Origin of the sequence: Moheibacter sp., assembly GCF_049672845.1 — a bacterium.
Taxonomy (GTDB): domain Bacteria; phylum Bacteroidota; class Bacteroidia; order Flavobacteriales; family Weeksellaceae; genus Moheibacter.
On the sequence record NZ_JBATWT010000024.1, the window covers coordinates 181,665 to 200,020 of the forward strand.

The window sequence follows — 18,356 nt, forward strand, 5'->3', positions numbered from 1 at the left end:
TATGAGCAATGAAAATTTAGAGGTTTTGGATGCACCAAAAGCAACCGCAACGCAGAGTTCAACTGTAAAAAACTGGCCTGAATTCAAAAGCCATTACAATAACTTTATCGGAGGTAAATGGACACCGCCCGTAAACGGTAAATATTTTGACAATATCTCTCCACTTACTGGAAAGGCTTTCACCAAAGCGGCTCATTCTTCCAAAGAAGACATTGAACTCGCTGTAGATGCCGCACACGAAGCTTTCAAAACCTGGAGCAAAACTTCAGCTACCGAAAGAAGTATCATTTTAAATAAAATCGCCGATCGCCTGGAAGCCAACCTTGAGTATCTGGCGACGGTAGAAACCATTGACAACGGAAAAGCAATCCGTGAAACTTTGAACGCCGATATTCCTTTGGCGATTGATCATTTCCGTTATTTCGCAGGTGTAATCCGTGCAGAAGAAGGTTCGGCAACCGAACTGAACGAAGATACATTATCATTGATTATCAACGAACCCATCGGTGTCGTAGCACAGATTATTCCGTGGAACTTCCCGATCCTGATGGCCGTTTGGAAACTGGCTCCGGCTTTGGCAGCAGGTTGTTCGGTTGTTTTGAAACCCGCAGAAAGCACACCGACTTCGATTTTGGTTTTGATGGAATTAATTGAAGATATAGTTCCGGCAGGTGTGATCAACATCGTAAACGGATTCGGAGCAGAACTCGGACGTACATTGGTTACCAATCCAAAAGTTGCAAAAGCAGCCTTTACAGGTTCAACCGCAACCGGACGTATGGTGATGCAATATGCAACGGAAAATATCATTCCAGTGACACTGGAATTGGGCGGGAAATCTCCAAACATTTTCTTCAATTCAGTGATGGATCATGATGATGAATACCTGGACAAAGCCATCGAAGGCGCTGTTTTATTTGCATTCAACCAAGGTGAAATCTGTACAGCTCCTACCCGACTTCTGATCCAGGAAGACATTTACGAAAAATTCATCGAGAAAGTAATTCAGCGTACCGAAGCCATCAAAGTTGGAAATCCATTGGACACAACGGTTATGATGGGTGCTCAGGCTTCAAAAATTCAGTACGATAAGATTAATTCTTACATCGAATTAGGAAAACAAGAAGGTGCGGAACTATTGACCGGAGGCGGTGTAAACAAATTGGAAGGCGAACTGGAAGGCGGATACTACATTCAACCCACACTTTTCAAAGGACACAACAAAATGCGAATTTTCCAGGAAGAAATCTTCGGACCTGTTTTGGCAGTTACCACTTTTAAAACGGTTGAAGAAGCCATCGAAATCGCAAATGATACACTTTACGGATTGGGTGCAGGCGTTTGGACGCGCGACGCCCACGAAATTTATCAGGTACCAAGAGCCGTTCAGGCAGGTCGTGTTTGGGTAAATAATTATCATAATTATCCGGCAGGTGCTCCGTTTGGCGGATACAAACAATCCGGTATCGGTCGGGAAAATCACAAAATGATGTTGGGTCACTACCGACAAACTAAAAATATGTTGATTTCATACAATAAGAACAAACTTGGATTTTTCTAAGGAATAGGTTAGTAGAGAGGGAGGGTAATCTGAGGATTACCCTTTTTATTTTAATTTAAAATTTTGAACAATGAAACGACTTGACGCAACAAACGAAGCAATAGAATTAATCAAACAACTCAAAGAAACCCACGGCGAACTGATGTTTTATCAGGCCGGCGGTTGCTGCGAAGGAACACAGCCACAATGTTTTGAGAAAGGAGGATTTTTCCCACGAATGAACGATGTGATGATTGGAACCATTGAAGATTCAGAATTCTGGGTAGATAGAGATTTATTTGAATATTGGCAATACAGCCATTTCACACTCGATGTAACCGACGGATTTGGTGCAGGCGGATTTTCACTCGAAACACCACTCGGCAAAACTTTCAAAATTCATTACCGACTATTTACACAAGAAGAACTGGAAAAACTGGAACCCGTAAAACGAATGGAATAAGAATTTCTAACTCAAAACAAATTCCTAATTTTGCGCCATTATGCGCATAGACATCATCACCGTTTTACCCGAATTACTCAAAAGCCCGTTTGAGGCTTCCATCCTGAAACGTGCTCAGGACAAAGGACTCGTAGAAGTTCATTTGCACAACCTCAGAGATTATTCGCTTGGCAACTACAAGCAAGTCGATGATTATCAGTACGGTGGCGGCGCCGGAATGGTTATGATGGTCGAACCTATCGATAAATGCATTTCGAAATTACAATCCGAAAGAGATTACGATGAAATCATTTACCTCACACCCGACGGGGTAACCCTCAATCAAAACATTGCCAACGAACTTTCACTCAAAGGCAATATCATTATGCTTTGCGGACATTACAAAGGCGTGGATCAGCGTGTGCGCGATTTATTTGTTACCCGCGAAATTTCCATCGGTGATTACGTTTTGAGCGGTGGCGAACTTGCGGCAGCCGTTCTTGCCGACAGCATCATACGACTACTTCCGGGTGTGCTCAACGATGAAACTTCTGCCCTCTCCGACTCTTTTCAGGATGATTTATTGGCTCCCGAAGTTTATACCCGACCATCGGAATACAAAGGTTTAAAGGTTCCCGATATTTTATTGTCGGGCGATTTTGCCAAAATTGAAGAATGGCGTCATCAGAATGCCATCGAACGCACAAAAATTCGTCGTCCCGATTTATTGGATAAAAAATAATTTGTAACTTTCTGAAATCTTAATTCTTAACGCAACCTTTTTGTGTTTTTTTCGTCATTACATAAAGGTTTAACGAATTAATTTAGTATGAAAAGTTTTAAATGGTTGGTGGTTTTAATGCTTGCAGGATTTTTTACTTATTCTTGTTTGGACGATGAACCGACGGTAAATGTCAAGTATTTATTTGCACCGATTGACAGTGTTCAGATTGGAGAAATAAAACCCGCTCGTCAGGTTACGGAAATCAGAACTTTTTACACAAGAAACAACGAGTGTGAAACGTTTTTTGATTATGATTATACGATTACAGGGAATGAAAGAACGGTTACAATGCTGATTTCCAGCCTTCAGGCAAATGATTGTCTTGAAATCACTGAAGCTGATTTCCACACACTCCAATTCCGACCTGAGCAAAGCGGACTTTATACGTTCCGCTTTTGGAATGGAAATGATCAAGACGGCCAGCCGATATTTATCATCAGGGAAATTGAGATTCCTTAAATAATTTTTGTTTGGATGAAAATCTGAAAATATTAATCCGGCAATGTCAGGAAAACCAGCGAAGTGCACAAGCAGAAATCTATAATCTGTATTCCGCTCCACTATTTTCTGTGTGTCTTCGCTATACCAATAGTTATGAAGACGCTCAAGACATTTTCCAGGATGGATTCATCATGATTTTCAATAAAATAAATCAATTTCGGTTTGAAGGCTCCTTTGAGGGATGGCTTCGCCGGATTATGGTCAATTGCTGTATTGAAAGACATCGGGGAAAGAACCATCTCTATGTCATCAACGAAGAAATAACTGCTGATGACAGTGTTGAGGAAGATCTTGAAGCAGAAGATTACTCCTATGAAGAACTTCTGCATTTTATACGTATGCTCCCTGACCGATATCAGCAGGTATTTAATCTCTATGCCATTGAAGGGTATTCACATCAGCAAATTGCTGAACTCCTCCAGATTTCTGTAGGAACTTCCAAATCTAACCTTTCACGTGCAAGAGAAAAACTAAAAGAATTGATAAAAAAAAATAGTGACGTAAAACTGATGTCAAAATGAAAAATTTAATTGACAAATATTTTAAAAACAAATTGGATATTCCGCAGGAGCCACCATCAGACGCCTGGGATTTTATACAAAACCAGATTCCGAAAAAAGAGAAAAGAAGATTCTTTCCTCTTTGGCTTCAGCTTTCCGGAATTGCTTCTCTGGCTATATTTATCGCGGGAGGCATTTATGTTTTTAAGTCTTTCAATTCCGAATCCGGAATTCATTCAAATCCGGTTCCCAGTTCAGCCATCGTTTCCGGAGCCGATTCAGATGATAAATCCTCCGAACATAGATTTCAGACAGAAGAACATCAAAGCGAATCAGAAATTTCAGATTATAATGCTTTGAAAAACACATCCGGAACATCTTATTCAAATCAGAATCATTCAATAGCAAATAATTCAAATTCAATTATTTATACTACAAATAACTATGAAAAAAACTTAACTTTCTTTCCTTCACTAAACAATCATAATAATAATCAATCTGATAATGATTTTTCAGTGTCCGGGCTCTCCCATCAAGATTCACAAGACCTAAATTCTAGTGATTTTACTACTCCAAATAATTCTCTGCCGACAAATCCTTTTTCAACCCCTCTATTAGACAAACTTGAAGAGGAAAACAAGGAATTAATCGCTATGACTACAAAAGCAACAAAAAAGAAAAATTCAAAGAAAGATTTAAAAAAGAAGATAGAATTTGACCGCTTCTATATCTCAGGATTTGTTTCACCAATGGCACTTAATACTTTTGTAGGTAATTCTATGCTTTCTGACGAAATGAGTCAGTATAAAACCGAAAACAATGTAACCCTGGCTTATGGTGTCAAAGGTGCCTATGCACTGAATCCGAGAGTGAAAATCAGAACCGGTGTTTCGGTAGTTGGATTTGAACAGGTGACAAAAAATGTTCCGCTGACCGCCAATGTCGGCAGTGGTTTTTCATCCGCAATTGTCGATTCCAAAAACAATGTAAAATATTCAGGCAGCTTGCGTATTGAAAATAATAACTACGCTTCTTCACTGATCAATACCGAACTTAACAATAAATCTTTTAACGGAGACATTCAGCAACAATCCCAATACATTGAAATTCCGGTGGAAGCAGAAGTCGCTTTGTTCCAGACAAATTCCATCGGAATCAGCGCCACCGCAGGAGGAAGTACCTGGTTACTTTCAAAAAATAAAATTTATGCGCATACCGATGAATATACCGAAGAACTTGGAAAAGCAGACAATCTGAATAACACATCTTTCAGTGCCAATGCGGGGTTGAAATTCGATATGAAGATTTCCGAAAAGGTTCAGGTAAATGTTGAACCCGCGTTTAAATACCTTTTCAATCCCGTAAACGATATTGAGAAATACAATCCTTATACCGTCGGTGTAAATGCGGGTGTAACCGTTTCTTTGAAATAAAATATGAGTTAATGGAGAACCTTTTCCTCCACCAAAACTCTTTCAATAAAAGCCCGAAGTAAATCCACATGATTTCGGGCTATTCTTTTTCCCACAAAAGAAGAAACATACGGTCCGATGATCAGAATCAAACCGATTAAATTGGTCCAAACCCAAAAATTACCAATGTCCAATGCCAACTCAATCCAACCGTACAAACCGGTTGTAAGCAAAATCGCTCCACCCAAACCATAAGAAAACATGAAAAGCGTCCATACCGAATTTCTTGGTCCAAAAATTCCTCGAATTTCAATTTGAGAAGGATTATCTGGGTTCTTCTCAATCCTCAATTCCAATTGAGGTGCCCAATATTTATCCTGATCCTGAATCACACTAATTCTTCCCACTTCCGTATTGCAATAGCCACTCAAAACTCTGGAACGGTTTTTTAAATGCAAATTCACTTTATCGGAAAACCCTTGCGCACTCATGCCCGAAACAACCTTAAAACGGGGACGGGTTCGAATCGTATTGATCAGAATTTCATTCTTCATTCAAAAAATAAATAGGATTAATGTCTAAATTTACAAACAAATCGTTTAGATGGCAGCCCTGGAAGAATCTTTTTATGATAAAGTCTATGAAGTCACCCGAAAAATTCCATTTGGAAAAGTAACTTCCTATGGCGCTATCGCAGAATTCCTCGGTCGGAAAGGCTCTGCTCGAATGGTCGGATATGCAATGAACAACGCAGGAAACCACCCCGATGTTCCCGCGCATCGCGTCGTCAACCGAAACGGACTCCTCACCGGAAAACACCATTTCTCACCTCCTGACCTAATGAATCAATTACTTGAAAACGAAGGAATCAAAATCGAAAATGATAAAATAATTAATTTTAAAGAAGTGTTCTGGAAACCGGGAGAATGAACTGAGTGAGTGACTAAATAATTGAGTAATATAATTTAACTTTGACAAAGTTATCTTCACAACGCATAAAACTTTGTCAAAGTTCTGGAAGTATCCGCTACCTCACTTTCTTCTGCATCCTCCTGTATTTCAAATACTGAAAAATCGTCGGGTGATTATAATTGGTTTTCTCCTCCACTTCTCCAACTTTCCGTGCTTTCGGTTCCAATCCCTTTTCCATTTCTTTGATAATTCTCGCCTGATTTTCCGCAATCCCCTCCATTCCCTTCCAACTCAACGTAAAATAACTATCGCCCCTTTCTACCGAAACCCTTTCCTGATGTAGAATATCGCCCGTATCCACTCCACTGTCCAACCAGAAAACCGTATAACCAATTTTTTCCGGCTCGCCATTGAAAACCGCCCAAAATGGCGAATGAACGCCCCGATAATCCGGCGTAATTCCGGGATGACCACCAATAACTTTTCCATTTACCAAATCCCGGACTTTTTTCCCCACCCAATAGCCCGTATGCACTAACAATAAATCCGGCTCAAGGGATTTTATGAATTCCAAAGTTTCAGGCTTCCCATAATCATCGGTCTGATGGGTTTCGAAATTGTAATTTTTAATGATGGAATGAATTTCTTCGGAATTATAAATCTGATGAAAAATTTCCCGATCCTTTTTTCCATTTAAAATTTTATAATAAATCCGACCTAAAATTTGCAGAAAAACCTTTCCGTATCCATATTTTTTTCCAGCAATTTTAAGATAGGAAAAATCAACACCTTTTTGATGTTTATTCGCATTCACAACACCCACCACATTCACTTCCTTTTCCAATAAAAGACTCAGGGTTTTATCGAAAATAATTCCAGTGCCGAAAAGGCAAACAACGCGAATCGGCTTATTCATTTTTACGGTTTTGAATGTATTGATGAATCGGGAAAATCAACTTTTTAATCTTAGCTTTAATCTTTCGGTTTCTTTGCAAACTCGCCAGATTTTTCAAGGAAAGCATCTCCGAAAACTGCTGATCAGTCGTCTGAGCTTTCACACTGAATCGCCCAAAAATATCGGCATTTTGAAGCTTTCTCGTTTCCACAATTGGTTCGGAATCAAAAATATACTTAAATCCAGCTTCCACAGCTGACTCATAGGTTTTCAAATCGGAATCACCGCCCGGAACAGAACAATGTAAAATTTCTTCGCCCAGAATTTCTTCCAAAATTTCTTTGGAAACTTTCCATTCTTCCAGCATTTGCACATACGTCAAACTCCTGAAAATCATCGGATGTGTATGCGAATGAGAACCGATGATATGTCCATTCTCGTGCAAAGTTCTAATGTCGTTTTCGGCTAAAAACCCAGAGGTTCCGATGCGTTTTGTGGTAATGAAATAAATTCCTTTCCAATCATTTTCTTCCAGAATACGCGCCGATTTTAAATTGGAAATCCCACCATCATCAAATGTAAAAAGATGATTTTCAACTTTGGAATTCCCTGAATTCAAATGGTTTTTAAAAATCTCCAAATGCCTTCTAAAAACCTCTGTTTTGTGCATATACGCCAAATTATCCTTGTTCTGAAAACCCGACTCGGAATAATCATCGATGACTTCGTGGTACAAAAGCGCAATTGTTTTCGGCATAGCTGGATTTGATTTCGGATGTAAAGATAATTAATTGAAAAATTAATCTGACTCAACTATTTCTCGAACCGGTGTGAAGGGAATTTCAGGATTTAAAATTTCCTCAATCAATCCGCTCAACGGCTGATCAATCCAATTTAAAATTTCATTATCAAACTCAAATTCTTTATCGATTTTCAAAGAAATCACTCCTTTTTTCGGATATTTCAAAGGATAAATTCCAAACTGAACAAATTGATTTTCAGCATTTCGGAAAAACATTTCGGCATAAAGTAAAAGTTGCAAAGGCAATGAAAATTTATTCTCAGTAAAAACTTTCCCTAACTTTTCGGAATTAATGTTCAACGCTTTTTCATCAACAAATCCGGTTTTATAATCGATGATCCTTTTTCGCCCGTTTACGGAATCAATTCGGTCGATGATTCCGCCAATTTTGACTTCACGACCGTTCGCCAAACGGAAATCAACTTTCACATTCTGTTCGAGTGAATGAATCACGAATTCCGAATTTTCCGCCATTTTCAAATCGTTTTTCAAAACATTTTCCACAAAAGAATAAACGATTTTATAAATCAGATAATTCTTTCCTTTTTTATATTCCCCGCTTTTGTATTCGGCTTTGAAACATTCCTCTACCACAGTTTCTAATTTTTCAAGCAAAGGTTTTATATCGGAAGGGATCAGGATTTTATTTAACAAAGGTTTGTAGAATTCCTCCAAAGATTTGTGTACGATATTGCCCAGAACCCTTGCTCCTACTGTTTCTTCGGCTTCTTCAAACTGATCCAATCCCAAAACATATTGCTGATAAAACTGGACAGGATTGCGCAAATAAGTATTCAAAGACGAAGGCGAAATCCTTTTTTCTGCCCAGGAATTCAAAGCTTCCATCACCTTTTCGGTTTTCGGAATTATTAAATCCTGTTTGACAGGCGCCAGAAATTCCGGCGCTGCAATTTTATGTTGAACCGAATGCCCGGACTCGATGTCAATTTGAGTGATGAACCGACTTTTTTCGCCCGAACCCATCGAATCCGGCTCGGTATTGTAAATCAATTCAATCTTTTCTGCGCGTTGAAGCAATCGATAAAAATGATAAGCAAAAACCGCATCGTTTTCGGTAAAAGTATTGAGTCCCGTTTCGCGACGAATGTCATAAGGAATGAAAGAATTCTCCACACGTCCTGGCGGAAGAATTCCATCGTTGACCGATAAAATAATCACATTTTTGAAATCCAGCAAACGGGTTTCCAATAAACCAACGATTTGCAATCCTTCCAAAGGCTCTCCCACAAAGGAAATGGTTTCATTTTGCAACAAACGATTGTACAAAACATACAAAGTTTTGAAGTCTTTGATGTGCGAAAATTCGCCCAACTCTTCCTTCAACTGTGCAAACAACAAACTGAAACGATAGAGATATTCCTTATCTAGTTCATTGATTTTCAATTTAGACTCGCGCATTTGTTCATCCACCCAATCCTGAAGTTGCCCCACAAAAGCAATCGTATTTTCGGGAATTTGAAACAATGCCTGAAAAATACTTTCCTTCAGATTTTCCAGTAAAAATTTCGGGGAAGAAAATATATAATTTTCACGTCGGATGCGAAGCGCAAACTCTGTGGAAACAGAAGTTTCTTCACGGAAAATCGTATTGCCCAGAATGTCCAGAACGTTTTTGAAATAATAAGAAGTACCATTTCCTAATTTTTCACGGTTCATCTGCAATTCAAAAACCGAACGGAAAAAATAAGCCATCGTGGATTTGTTCAGCGGAAATCCCATCGTGATATTGGCTTTGGAAATTTTCTCCGGAATCGAACTCAAAACCGCTGGCAAAAGACCTTCTTCGGCCAGAACCACCGCCGTATCCGTCCATTCATCTTCGGGAATTTCTTCCAAAATCCGATGTAAATATTTGGCCTGTCCTACTCTTTTTCCAATTCCGGTAACCTGAATCTTTTTCGGCTGTGAAAAATCATCAAATTCCCAGTTCCATTCGTCCAAACTTTCTTTGTATTGACGCAAAAACAAACCCGACTCCTGATTGACGTCTTCCATATAATATCGGTCGGAATCCCAATACAGCTTCGTGTTTCCGTATTTATTTAATTCGAATAAAATCTTTCGTTCTGCATTGGAAAGCGCATTCAAACCGGCAAATACAAATTGGTTTTCATTTCCTTCCAAATATTCGGGGAGTTTCTCAACCGCTTTTTTGTACATCAATCCCCGATAAGCCAAACCTTTTTCAAGCAAATCTTCATTCAGCTTAAAAAATAAATCCCGCGCCATCTTCCAGAAATACAGATGTTTACTCATCAGCTGATTACTCCCGACTTCCAGTTCATCCTGTCCCCATTTTTTAATTCGTTCGGCCGATACCAGATAATCAAAAAGCTCTTCGGCATTGACAAGCGAAGCATTGATATCGTCAAAATCTTTCTGCAAAGTCGGAATCCATTTCAGAAAAGACTCAAATTCGTCGGGTTTTTCAACGACTTTCTGATAGGAATCATAAGCTTGAAACCAAAGCTGAATCTGCGAAATCGGTTGAAGTCCTGATACGGATTGAACAAATTCGTCGATGCTCAAAAATCGGGGCAATAAAATATTTTCTTGTTGTTTCTGAAAAGCCCTTCTGAAAAATAATTTCGGACGATTGCCCGGAAGAATCAAAATTGTTTTTTCAAAATCTTTTGAATTCTGAAGCAGTTCCGAAACAATTTTATCAATAAATTTCTCCATTTAACTTGAAACGACTTTTAATCCGACGATGGATGAAATTAAGGTAAAAATGAAAAACAAACGCCAGAAATCGGTCGGTTCTTTGAAGAAAAAAATGCCCATCAGAACTGAACCTACGGCACCAATTCCGCTCCAAACCGCATAAGCCGTTCCCAATGGAAGTGTTTTGGTGGCTTTGATCAGCAACGCCATACTGATGGATACGCTGATTAAAAACCCCAAATACCATAAATATTTTTCGGTTCCGGCAGCCGAATTTGCGCGACCGATGCAATAAGTAAAAGCGACTTCAAAAAGTCCGCCTATGACTAAAATAATCCAATTCATATTTCAAGAAAAAACCAAATTTCGGAAAAATTATCCAAGTACCTCTCAAGTCCCTGAACTATTGTCGTAAATTTGCAAAATGAATGAAACGGAATTATCCGCCAAAGAAAAATGGGCGGCAATTGAAAAGTTTTTTGAAGAGAATTTCACCGATGGCGAAAAGCCGGATTTGGATACCATTTTATTTCTGATTGGAGTCCAGGAATTAGGGAAAGGAAAACGTAGGTTCAAAAAAGATGACAAAGTAAATCTTCTGCATATTGCGGTGTGTCGGGTTTTGGAACCCTTTGGTTATTATCGTTTCGACGGATTGGACAAAGACGGCTGGCCACAGTTTGAATTCCTGGAACCCCTTCCCGAATTGAAACCCAACGAACAAACGATTTTGATGAAAAATGCGGTTATTCAGTATTTTGAGGATAGAGAGTTGTTTTAGGAAATGATCATCCATTAAAAATAGGGCTTATTCCAAGGAAATTAGTTTGTTGATACTCATTATATTTGTAAAAAACCATTGTGATGAATATTGAAGCGACAAAGCTGGAATTGATGCAACTTTTGCTCAACACCACAAATGAAAAAATATTGATGAAAATTAAAAATATTTACCACGAAGAATCTTCTGATTGGTGGGATATGATAAGTCCTGAGGAACAATCTGAAATCGAAGAAGGTCTAAAACAAATCGAAAATAACGAAGTTGTCAGCCACGAAAGCGTTATGAAAGGTTTTGAAAAATGGAAATAGAAATAGTTTGGACTATACAAGCAGAAAGGGGATTGAATAAAACACTCGATTATTTGGAAAAGAATGGAGTACTAAAGAAATCCTGCGATTAGAAAAAAATATCACAGCATTTATTGAGCGTATAAAACTACAACCCAATATCTACCCAAAAACCAAGAAATTTAAACAACTTCATAAAGGGATGGTAGATGAAAATAATTACATCGTGTACCGTATATATCCACATAAAAAACAAATTACAATCGTTAACTTCCGTAATGCCAAACAAAAACCCATCTACTAACTCATTCTCAATTCACCACCATCTCCAACACCAATTTATCGGTCGGTAAACTCAAATCCTTAGTAGTAACTTCGTTCAAATCTTTCCAGATGAGTGTTTGAATATCAGGATCCAAAACTTCCAGTTGCGCGATATCTTTGGCCGTTACTTTGTAATAAATCATCAGAATCTGTTCCTTTTCATCAAAACGCGAAGCCAGAAAAAAATCCTGCGTATAGATATGTTCCAGCACTTCAATTTCCAAATTTAATTCTTCCTTGAATTCCCGTTTCAGGCAATCAATAGTTCCTTCGCCGAATTCCAATCCGCCACCGGGAAATTTATCGATAATCATTCCTGCAAAAGGCTCACGGATAATCAGCAATCGGTTTTCGTGTACCAGAAGTCCGTAAATCCTAACATTAAAAGCTGTCATTTAAAATCAATTTAATCTTTAAAAGCAATCAACATTTCTCTCTTGCCCGGCGGACCGGGACGCTTCTCCACCCGAAATCCAACTGAAATCAATGCCCTTCGCACGCTTCCTTTGGACGAATAAGTCGTCAGCATTCCTCCCGACTTTATGGATTGAAATAATTTTTCAAATAATTCTTCCGTCCATAATTCCGGTTGAACCCTTGCCCCAAAAGCATCGAAATAAATCAAATCAAAGGCTTCCTTTGGGTACTCATATTCGAGAAAATCTTCTTGGAATTTTTGAAGCTGAAAGTTGGGATGAATGGCTTGAAAATCCTCCCAATTGGCTTTCATCAAAGAATTATAAACCGCTGAAATTTCGGTTTCGGAAAGTTTTAAATCGGAATTGAAATCTTTTAAAGATTGGGGATAATTTAAAGCTTTGAATTCATTTTCCACCACCGGATATTTCTCAAGGCCCGTGTAATTGATTTTTTGATGAGTTTCTGATATTTCAAGAAAGCTGATCAAAGCATTCAATCCGGTTCCAAATCCGATTTCCAAAATGGAAAGTTCTGAATTTTCTTTGAAAAAATCCAATCCGTTCCGAATGAACACATGATAAGCTTCCTGAACCGCACCGTGCTTGGAATGATAAGACTCGTTCCATTCCTCTAAATGAATGGTCGCTGAGCCGTCTTCGGTCAATATGATTTTCCTTGAAAGCATTTTCAAAAGTAAAATTTTTAATCTTTGTTTACACCCGCATTTTTAATTATTATAAGTAAATTTGCGAAACGCGAAATAAAATAACAAAAATTGAGATTATGATTATTGAGAAAATCAAAGAATCCAGATTTACCCCTGACGTATTTAATATTGAAACCTTCGGAACTGCATTTTCCGACCATATGCTTTTATCATGGTACAAAGACGGTAAATGGAGCGAACCCATCATAAAACCTTACGGAAAATTAGATTTCACTCCTGCTATTTCGGTGGCTCATTATGGCCAAGGAATATTTGAAGGAATGAAAGCCTATAAAAGTTCAGAAGGAGAGGTTTTCCTTTTCAGACCGGAAAAGAACTTTGAACGCATGAACAAATCCGCTGAACGTTTGGACATGCCCCACATCACGGAAGATATTTTCATCGACGGATTGAAAGCTCTGGTGGATCTTGACAGACAATGGGTTCCAGATACTTACGGAATGTCGCTCTACCTTCGTCCCGTAATGTTTGCAACTGAAGAAGCCATCACTGCTCGTTCATCCAACGAATATTTATTCGTAATCCTGACTGCCGTTGCACCAAATTATTACAACAAACCATTGTCGGTAAAAATCGCTGACCGATATAGCCGTGCAGCCAACGGTGGCGTTGGTTTTGCCAAAGCTGCCGGAAACTATGCCGGGTCTTTCTATCCGACGCACCTTGCACGTGAGGAAGGTTATGATCAAATTGTCTGGACGGACGATGCCACACATACGTTTATCGAAGAAGCCGGAACCATGAACGTAATGGTAAGAATTGGCGACAAATTAATTACTGCACCAACTTCTGAAAGAATTCTAAACGGTGTAACGCGCGACAGTATGTTGCAGCTTGCCGAAGCTCAGGGATGGGACGTAGAAGTTCGAAAAATTACAGTGGATGAAGTGTACAATGCCCACAAAAACGGTAATTTGAAAGAAGTATTCGGTGTAGGAACTGCTGTTGTGGTAAACAACTATGTGGCAGTCGGATATGGCGATGAAAGACTGGAATTACCTACACTTTCTCCCGAAGAGTCCTATGGTCAAATTCTGAAGAAAAAACTGGTGGACATCCAGATGGGAATCAGTGAAGATCCTTACGGATGGCGAGTAAAAGTTGAGAATTTAGTGGAAGCTTAATAAAGCCCTATATAAATTAAAAAGCCGGATAATTCCGGCTTTTTTTGTACATCATTATTTCAAATCCTCATCCTCCAAAGTAGGATTATTGAGTTGGATGTGTTTCTTTTTGGACATTCGCATATTGAGAAACTCAACTGCCAACGAGAAGAATATCGCAAAATAGATATAACCTTTAGGAATAGAACTCACATGCGAACCAAACATTTCCAGATTGGACAAATGCGCCGATTCTGCCAATAGCATCACACCAATTAAAATCAAGAAAGAAAGGGCAAGCATCTGAATCGTCGGATGATCATTTACAAATCTACTGACCGGACCGGCAAATAAAAGCATGACCAAAACCGCGATTACCACTCCTGTTACCATAATCGCCATAGCTGCTTCCATCGTTCCGAAATCGGCCGGGGTTACCATTCCAACCGCTGTCAGTACACTGTCCAATGAAAAGACCAAATCCACTAATAAAATCTGAACAATCGCAGAAGTCAGACTCGATGCTACTTTTTTGGTTGTTACGGCTGTATCATTCTGAACTTCCAGTTTGTGGTGTATTTCCGTTACACTTTTATAAAGCAGAAATAATCCCCCGAGAAATATAATCAGACTTTGTCCGGTCATTCCGCCTTTGAGAAAAGGCAGATCAAAAGTCAACCAACTAATGGGTTTGGTCAAAGTCATCAACCAGGAAATACCAAACAGCAATCCGATGCGCATAAACATGGCCAGAATCAGTCCGATGTTCCGGGCTTTCGCCTGGTCTTTTCCTTTCAGTTTCCCCGACAAAATCGATATAAAAACAATATTATCAATCCCCAGCACTATTTCCAAAAAAGCCAGCGTCAGCAATGCCATCCAGGCATTTGGTTCCATAAAAACACTAAAATCCATGTAATTTCAATTTCGGTAAATTTAAAAAAAAGATTTATCCGTTTTTATGCTTTGAGTCAAGAGAAGGCGTAATTTTGCAAAAATATTTCCTTGGTTAATTCAGCACAATTCCGTTTACAGTTCATCGTCCTTCTGTGGGGATTTACCGGCGTTCTGGGAAAACTCATTCAAGTCGAAGCCGTGCCTTTGGTTTGGTACCGGGTTTTATTTGCCATGGCGGTTTTATTTGTCATTCTGAAATTCAGAAAAATTCCATTAAAAATCAGTCCAAAAGATTTGGCCATGTTACTCGGAATCGGAGTCGTAATCGGGTTGCATTGGATGGCGTTTTTTGGTGCGATTAAAGTTTCAAATGTCGCCGTTGCCCTGAGTACACTTTCCACCGGTGCACTTTTTTCCGCATTTTTGGAACCTTTCTTTTTCAAACGAAAAATCAATCTTTCCGAAATCGTTTTGGCCGTCATTGTTTCGGCTTGTATTTTATTGATTTACAATGCAAGTCCCGATTATTGGCTCGGAATTGTACTGGGCGTTATTTGTAGTTTTTTATCGGCCTTATTTTCAGTAATGAACGGAAAAATCCATTCAAAATTCCCTTCACAGAAAATCATGTTTTACGAAATGATCGGCGGCTGGCTCATCGTTTGTCTTTTCCTGCCTTTCTTTGGCGGAACTTCGGCAATTACCGATATTTCCTGGACAGACATAGGATTGCTTTTACTTTTGGGAAGTTTGTTTACCGCTTATCCGATGATTGAATCCGTTCGGCTTATGAAACACATCAGTCCGTTTACGTTGCTTCTCAATGTGAATTTGGAACCGGTTTACGGAATCATTTTGGCTTATTTAATTTTTGGCGAATCTGAAAAAATGACGCCTTTGTTTTACGTTGCCACTGCCATTATGGTTTTGGCGATTATTGTAAACAGCCTGATGAAAGCAAGGATTTCAAAGAAAACAAAGTATCTGACCAAAGTAGATGACTCTGAAAATTAACTTACATTATATCAAAAAAATACCCCAAAAACTTTGAGGTTTTCAGGGTACGTCCAATTGATTTCTAATTAGAAATCCAGAACTAAATGTATTGTAATTAGTAATAATTCACTTTACTTAATTCCTTTTCATCAGCTTCTTCTTCATCCAGAAAGCGTTCCAAACTATCGTCCAACTCTTCCATCCAGGAAGTATGATGCTCCTCGGCCAACGTATCGGTCATCACGGAGCGATAAACTTTGTCACGGTAATTCAGGATGTTTTCTTCCTTACTTTCCAGCCATAGTTTAAACATTTCGGCTACTTTGTCCAGATCAAATGGCGGATAATCCGTGTAAATCATTAAATCCTTGATATAAGCTGTTTGGAAATCTACATGATCATCGCCGGTTTCGGTTTCAGCTTCCATTTTCATCCAGTGTGCAATGTCCGCTGCACGTTCCTCCGCTTCAGGAATTTCAATGCGTCCCAACATATAATCTCTTGCAAACCAAGCCTGCGCATCAAACATATTGAAAGTATAATACTGATCTTGCATCCCCAAAAACAACAACTGTGCATTTTCTTGAAAAACAACTCCTTTGTAAAGATTATCGGGATACAGACAGTTTTTCGTTTTCAATCTTAAATTGTCGGGCAGGAACGGGAATTTATGCTGATAACCCGTACAGACAACGACCGCATCAAATTTCTGACTGCTTCCGTCTTTGAAATAAGCCGTTGAGTCTTCAAAATGTGTTACCAACGGTCTTTCTTCAATTCCTTTCGGCCATTTTGCGCCAATCGGATTGGAACGATAAGAAATCGTAATGGAATTTGAACCGTGCTTATAACATTGAACAGCAATATCTTCGGCCGAATAACTACTTCCAATGATCAGGATATCCTTGTCGATAAATTGATCGGCACCACGGAAGTCATGCGCATGCATCACAGCTCCCGGAAAATTATCAATTCCTTTGAAGTAAGGCATATTGGGCGTCGAAAAATGCCCGGTTCCCACCACTAAATAATCAAAATATTCCTCAAAAGTTTCATTCTTTTTCAAATCGTCAAAAATGACACGGAACTGTTTTTTGTCTTCCAGATAATCCACCCAGCGCGCTACCGTATTGAACTGGATATAATCCCGCGCTTTACTTTTCTTAATTCGCCCTTGGATATAATCAAACAAAACTTCTCTCGGCGGATAAGATGAAATCGGTTTTTTGAAATGATCCATAAACGTATAATCGGCAAACTCCAGGCATTCTTTCGGGCCGTTGGACCATAAATATTTATACATACTGCCATGAATGGGCTCCCCGTACTTACCTACTCCGGTACGCCAGGTATAATTCCACATTCCGCCCCAGTTATCTTGTTTTTCATAACATTTGATTTCGGGAATGGCATTTCCCTTCTTTAGTTCGGCTTCAAAGGCTCTTAACATTGCTAAACCGCTCGGTCCTGCGCCAATAATTCCTACTTTAAAATTCGTCATATACAATATAATTTTTTTTCCTCTTTTCTCAGGGAAAAGAAGATGAGTTAAATAAAAATAATCTGCTTAACGAAGAATAAAAACTATTCTCAACAGAAGAATTTCACGATGAAATTCCTAAAAAATAAATCTTCCCAATCGAAAGGATGAAATATCCGGGAAAATTGAATCTTCGCGAATTTACGAAAAATTCACCCAAAAACCCAATATTTTGGTTCGTTTTAAGCGAATTTTGATTGATTTTGGATAAAAATGTGAAATTCTGGAATTAAAAAATAAGAAGAAATCAATAAGCGCGCTCACCGATGTAATTTCCCGGCGGATTATAATTTGCCACGACAATCACATCGCCATTCCGACAAATCGCCATGCCCATCCCGACTTCTTTTGTAGTTCGCCAGACCATCTGACTATAATGTCCGGTTTGCGGTCCCCGACTGGGTTTGATCAGGTTGTTTTTGAAATCTTTTTTTTCTTCGTACCACAGAACACTTGCCAATAAAGGCGACTCTTTCAGACTATAACCTTTGCCCCAATAAATATTTTCGCCGTACACAGCTTTCCATTTTCCACGTTCGGGACGATGTTTCATCCGACAGCCGTTGGATTTCGCCAGGTATTCTGCCCATTCCTGCGCATGAACGGAAAGCTCCGCTGACCATACCAAAGGTTCCACGCCTACTTCGGCACGCGCCTGATTGTGAAAATCCACAACTTCCTCCATCTGAGATTTATTCAATGTAGAACCACTGATAAATTCTTGCGAAAAACCTTTCCCAAGAAAGAAGTTACTAAAAACGATTGCGCTCAAAAAAATAATTCCTCTCCGATTTTTCTCCTGCAT

The 18,356-nt window shown here is 39.0% G+C and carries 21 protein-coding genes; 11 read left to right on the plus strand and 10 right to left on the minus strand.

The annotated features are described in order from the left end of the window. The first annotated feature begins 1 nt into the window (after position 1). From WBF63_RS11420 to WBF63_RS11445, 6 genes are all read left to right on the plus strand, one after another. On the plus strand, positions 2 to 1,561 hold the full coding sequence (locus tag WBF63_RS11420) for an aldehyde dehydrogenase family protein (RefSeq protein ID WP_424369847.1): 1,560 nt from the start codon (positions 2 to 4) through the stop codon (positions 1,559 to 1,561). Positions 1,562 to 1,631: 70 nt separating this feature from the next. Beyond that, positions 1,632 to 2,003, plus strand: a complete 372-nt coding sequence (locus WBF63_RS11425; RefSeq protein WP_424369848.1) for a DUF779 domain-containing protein — start codon at positions 1,632 to 1,634, stop codon at positions 2,001 to 2,003. A 40-nt stretch (positions 2,004 to 2,043) separates the two neighbouring features. Beyond that, positions 2,044 to 2,724, plus strand: a complete 681-nt coding sequence (trmD, locus tag WBF63_RS11430; protein ID WP_424369849.1) for a tRNA (guanosine(37)-N1)-methyltransferase TrmD — start codon at positions 2,044 to 2,046, stop codon at positions 2,722 to 2,724. Positions 2,725 to 2,811: 87 nt separating this feature from the next. Next, entirely contained in the window at positions 2,812 to 3,225 is a 414-nt protein-coding gene (locus WBF63_RS11435; protein WP_424369850.1) for a hypothetical protein, read from the plus strand. 11 nt (positions 3,226 to 3,236) lie between these two features. Next, positions 3,237 to 3,788 carry an RNA polymerase sigma factor gene (locus WBF63_RS11440; protein ID WP_424369851.1) on the plus strand — a complete coding sequence of 184 codons (552 nt, stop codon included), beginning with the start codon at positions 3,237 to 3,239 and terminating at the stop codon, positions 3,786 to 3,788. Further along, on the plus strand, positions 3,785 to 5,200 hold the full coding sequence (locus WBF63_RS11445) for a hypothetical protein (RefSeq protein WP_424369852.1): 1,416 nt from the start codon (positions 3,785 to 3,787) through the stop codon (positions 5,198 to 5,200). Before WBF63_RS11440 ends, WBF63_RS11445 begins: the two co-directional genes overlap by 4 nt. Positions 5,201 to 5,208: 8 nt before the next feature. Here the strand turns inward: WBF63_RS11445 and WBF63_RS11450 are convergent, their stop codons facing one another. Then, positions 5,209 to 5,733, minus strand: a complete 525-nt coding sequence (locus tag WBF63_RS11450; RefSeq protein WP_424369853.1) for a hypothetical protein — start codon at positions 5,731 to 5,733, stop codon at positions 5,209 to 5,211. Positions 5,734 to 5,782: 49 nt separating this feature from the next. Between WBF63_RS11450 and WBF63_RS11455 the strand changes: the two genes are divergently transcribed. Then, positions 5,783 to 6,109, plus strand: a complete 327-nt coding sequence (locus tag WBF63_RS11455) for an MGMT family protein (RefSeq protein WP_424369854.1) — start codon at positions 5,783 to 5,785, stop codon at positions 6,107 to 6,109. 97 nt (positions 6,110 to 6,206) lie between these two features. Here the strand turns inward: WBF63_RS11455 and WBF63_RS11460 are convergent, their stop codons facing one another. The 4 genes from WBF63_RS11460 to WBF63_RS11475 are packed head-to-tail and all read right to left on the minus strand — an operon-like array spanning position 6,207 to position 10,818. Then, positions 6,207 to 7,007 (minus strand): formyl transferase, encoded by an 801-nt coding sequence (locus WBF63_RS11460; RefSeq protein WP_424369855.1) that lies wholly within the window; start codon positions 7,005 to 7,007, stop codon positions 6,207 to 6,209. After that, positions 7,000 to 7,743 carry a polysaccharide deacetylase family protein gene (locus WBF63_RS11465; protein WP_424369856.1) on the minus strand — a complete coding sequence of 248 codons (744 nt, stop codon included), beginning with the start codon at positions 7,741 to 7,743 and terminating at the stop codon, positions 7,000 to 7,002. Before WBF63_RS11465 ends, WBF63_RS11460 begins: the two co-directional genes overlap by 8 nt. A gap of 42 nt (positions 7,744 to 7,785) precedes the next feature. Further along, a complete protein-coding gene (locus WBF63_RS11470) occupies positions 7,786 to 10,491 on the minus strand; it encodes a PD-(D/E)XK nuclease family protein (RefSeq protein WP_424369857.1) in 2,706 nt (901 codons plus the stop codon). Next, positions 10,492 to 10,818 (minus strand): DMT family transporter, encoded by a 327-nt coding sequence (locus tag WBF63_RS11475; RefSeq protein WP_424369858.1) that lies wholly within the window; start codon positions 10,816 to 10,818, stop codon positions 10,492 to 10,494. 79 nt (positions 10,819 to 10,897) lie between these two features. Between WBF63_RS11475 and WBF63_RS11480 the strand changes: the two genes are divergently transcribed. Together WBF63_RS11480 and WBF63_RS11485 are read left to right on the plus strand one after the other, a co-directional pair. Further along, complete coding sequence (locus WBF63_RS11480; RefSeq protein WP_424369859.1) at positions 10,898 to 11,254, plus strand: hypothetical protein; 357 nt, start codon at positions 10,898 to 10,900, stop codon at positions 11,252 to 11,254. Between the two features lie 83 nt (positions 11,255 to 11,337). Beyond that, on the plus strand, positions 11,338 to 11,565 hold the full coding sequence (locus WBF63_RS11485) for a hypothetical protein (protein WP_424369860.1): 228 nt from the start codon (positions 11,338 to 11,340) through the stop codon (positions 11,563 to 11,565). A gap of 290 nt (positions 11,566 to 11,855) precedes the next feature. Here WBF63_RS11485 and WBF63_RS11490 read toward each other — a convergent pair whose 3' ends face one another. Next, a complete protein-coding gene (locus tag WBF63_RS11490; protein WP_424369861.1) occupies positions 11,856 to 12,263 on the minus strand; it encodes an NUDIX domain-containing protein in 408 nt (135 codons plus the stop codon). Positions 12,264 to 12,274: 11 nt separating this feature from the next. Next, a complete protein-coding gene (gene mnmD, locus WBF63_RS11495; RefSeq protein WP_424369862.1) occupies positions 12,275 to 12,973 on the minus strand; it encodes a tRNA (5-methylaminomethyl-2-thiouridine)(34)-methyltransferase MnmD in 699 nt (232 codons plus the stop codon). A 98-nt stretch (positions 12,974 to 13,071) separates the two neighbouring features. Between mnmD and WBF63_RS11500 the strand changes: the two genes are divergently transcribed. After that, positions 13,072 to 14,139 (plus strand): branched-chain amino acid aminotransferase, encoded by a 1,068-nt coding sequence (locus tag WBF63_RS11500; protein ID WP_424369863.1) that lies wholly within the window; start codon positions 13,072 to 13,074, stop codon positions 14,137 to 14,139. 54 nt (positions 14,140 to 14,193) lie between these two features. Here WBF63_RS11500 and WBF63_RS11505 read toward each other — a convergent pair whose 3' ends face one another. Then, positions 14,194 to 15,033 (minus strand): TerC family protein, encoded by an 840-nt coding sequence (locus WBF63_RS11505; RefSeq protein WP_424369864.1) that lies wholly within the window; start codon positions 15,031 to 15,033, stop codon positions 14,194 to 14,196. Between the two features lie 90 nt (positions 15,034 to 15,123). Here WBF63_RS11505 and WBF63_RS11510 point away from each other — a divergent pair, with 90 nt between their 5' ends. Beyond that, positions 15,124 to 16,029 (plus strand): DMT family transporter, encoded by a 906-nt coding sequence (locus WBF63_RS11510; RefSeq protein ID WP_424369865.1) that lies wholly within the window; start codon positions 15,124 to 15,126, stop codon positions 16,027 to 16,029. Positions 16,030 to 16,126: 97 nt separating this feature from the next. On the opposite strand, the gene WBF63_RS11515 is transcribed toward WBF63_RS11510, so the two are convergent. Both WBF63_RS11515 and WBF63_RS11520 read right to left on the minus strand, forming a co-directional pair. Continuing rightward, a complete protein-coding gene (locus tag WBF63_RS11515) occupies positions 16,127 to 17,512 on the minus strand; it encodes an NAD(P)-binding domain-containing protein (RefSeq protein WP_424369866.1) in 1,386 nt (461 codons plus the stop codon). Positions 17,513 to 17,798: 286 nt separating this feature from the next. Continuing rightward, on the minus strand, positions 17,799 to 18,356 hold the full coding sequence (locus WBF63_RS11520) for a CAP domain-containing protein (RefSeq protein WP_424369867.1): 558 nt from the start codon (positions 18,354 to 18,356) through the stop codon (positions 17,799 to 17,801).

Excerpts from the sequence above, each read along its gene's own strand:
- WBF63_RS11435 (WP_424369850.1), top strand. The coding sequence starts at position 2,812 with ATGAAAAGTTTTAAATGGTTGGTGGTTTTAATGCTTGCAGGATTTTTT.
- WBF63_RS11475 (WP_424369858.1), bottom strand. The coding sequence starts at position 10,818 with ATGAATTGGATTATTTTAGTCATAGGCGGACTTTTTGAAGTCGCTTTT.
- WBF63_RS11490 (WP_424369861.1), bottom strand. The coding sequence starts at position 12,263 with ATGACAGCTTTTAATGTTAGGATTTACGGACTTCTGGTACACGAAAAC.
- mnmD (WP_424369862.1), bottom strand. The coding sequence starts at position 12,973 with ATGCTTTCAAGGAAAATCATATTGACCGAAGACGGCTCAGCGACCATT.
- WBF63_RS11480 (WP_424369859.1), top strand. The coding sequence starts at position 10,898 with ATGAATGAAACGGAATTATCCGCCAAAGAAAAATGGGCGGCAATTGAA.
- WBF63_RS11520 (WP_424369867.1), bottom strand. The coding sequence starts at position 18,356 with ATGCAGGAGAAAAATCGGAGAGGAATTATTTTTTTGAGCGCAATCGTT.
- WBF63_RS11500 (WP_424369863.1), top strand. The coding sequence starts at position 13,072 with ATGATTATTGAGAAAATCAAAGAATCCAGATTTACCCCTGACGTATTT.
- WBF63_RS11505 (WP_424369864.1), bottom strand. The coding sequence starts at position 15,033 with ATGGATTTTAGTGTTTTTATGGAACCAAATGCCTGGATGGCATTGCTG.
- WBF63_RS11460 (WP_424369855.1), bottom strand. The coding sequence starts at position 7,007 with ATGAATAAGCCGATTCGCGTTGTTTGCCTTTTCGGCACTGGAATTATT.
- WBF63_RS11470 (WP_424369857.1), bottom strand. The coding sequence starts at position 10,491 with ATGGAGAAATTTATTGATAAAATTGTTTCGGAACTGCTTCAGAATTCA.
- trmD (WP_424369849.1), top strand. The coding sequence starts at position 2,044 with ATGCGCATAGACATCATCACCGTTTTACCCGAATTACTCAAAAGCCCG.
- WBF63_RS11450 (WP_424369853.1), bottom strand. The coding sequence starts at position 5,733 with ATGAAGAATGAAATTCTGATCAATACGATTCGAACCCGTCCCCGTTTT.
- WBF63_RS11420 (WP_424369847.1), top strand. The coding sequence starts at position 2 with ATGAGCAATGAAAATTTAGAGGTTTTGGATGCACCAAAAGCAACCGCA.
- WBF63_RS11515 (WP_424369866.1), bottom strand. The coding sequence starts at position 17,512 with ATGACGAATTTTAAAGTAGGAATTATTGGCGCAGGACCGAGCGGTTTA.
- WBF63_RS11485 (WP_424369860.1), top strand. The coding sequence starts at position 11,338 with ATGAATATTGAAGCGACAAAGCTGGAATTGATGCAACTTTTGCTCAAC.
- WBF63_RS11455 (WP_424369854.1), top strand. The coding sequence starts at position 5,783 with ATGGCAGCCCTGGAAGAATCTTTTTATGATAAAGTCTATGAAGTCACC.
- WBF63_RS11425 (WP_424369848.1), top strand. The coding sequence starts at position 1,632 with ATGAAACGACTTGACGCAACAAACGAAGCAATAGAATTAATCAAACAA.
- WBF63_RS11445 (WP_424369852.1), top strand. The coding sequence starts at position 3,785 with ATGAAAAATTTAATTGACAAATATTTTAAAAACAAATTGGATATTCCG.
- WBF63_RS11465 (WP_424369856.1), bottom strand. The coding sequence starts at position 7,743 with ATGCCGAAAACAATTGCGCTTTTGTACCACGAAGTCATCGATGATTAT.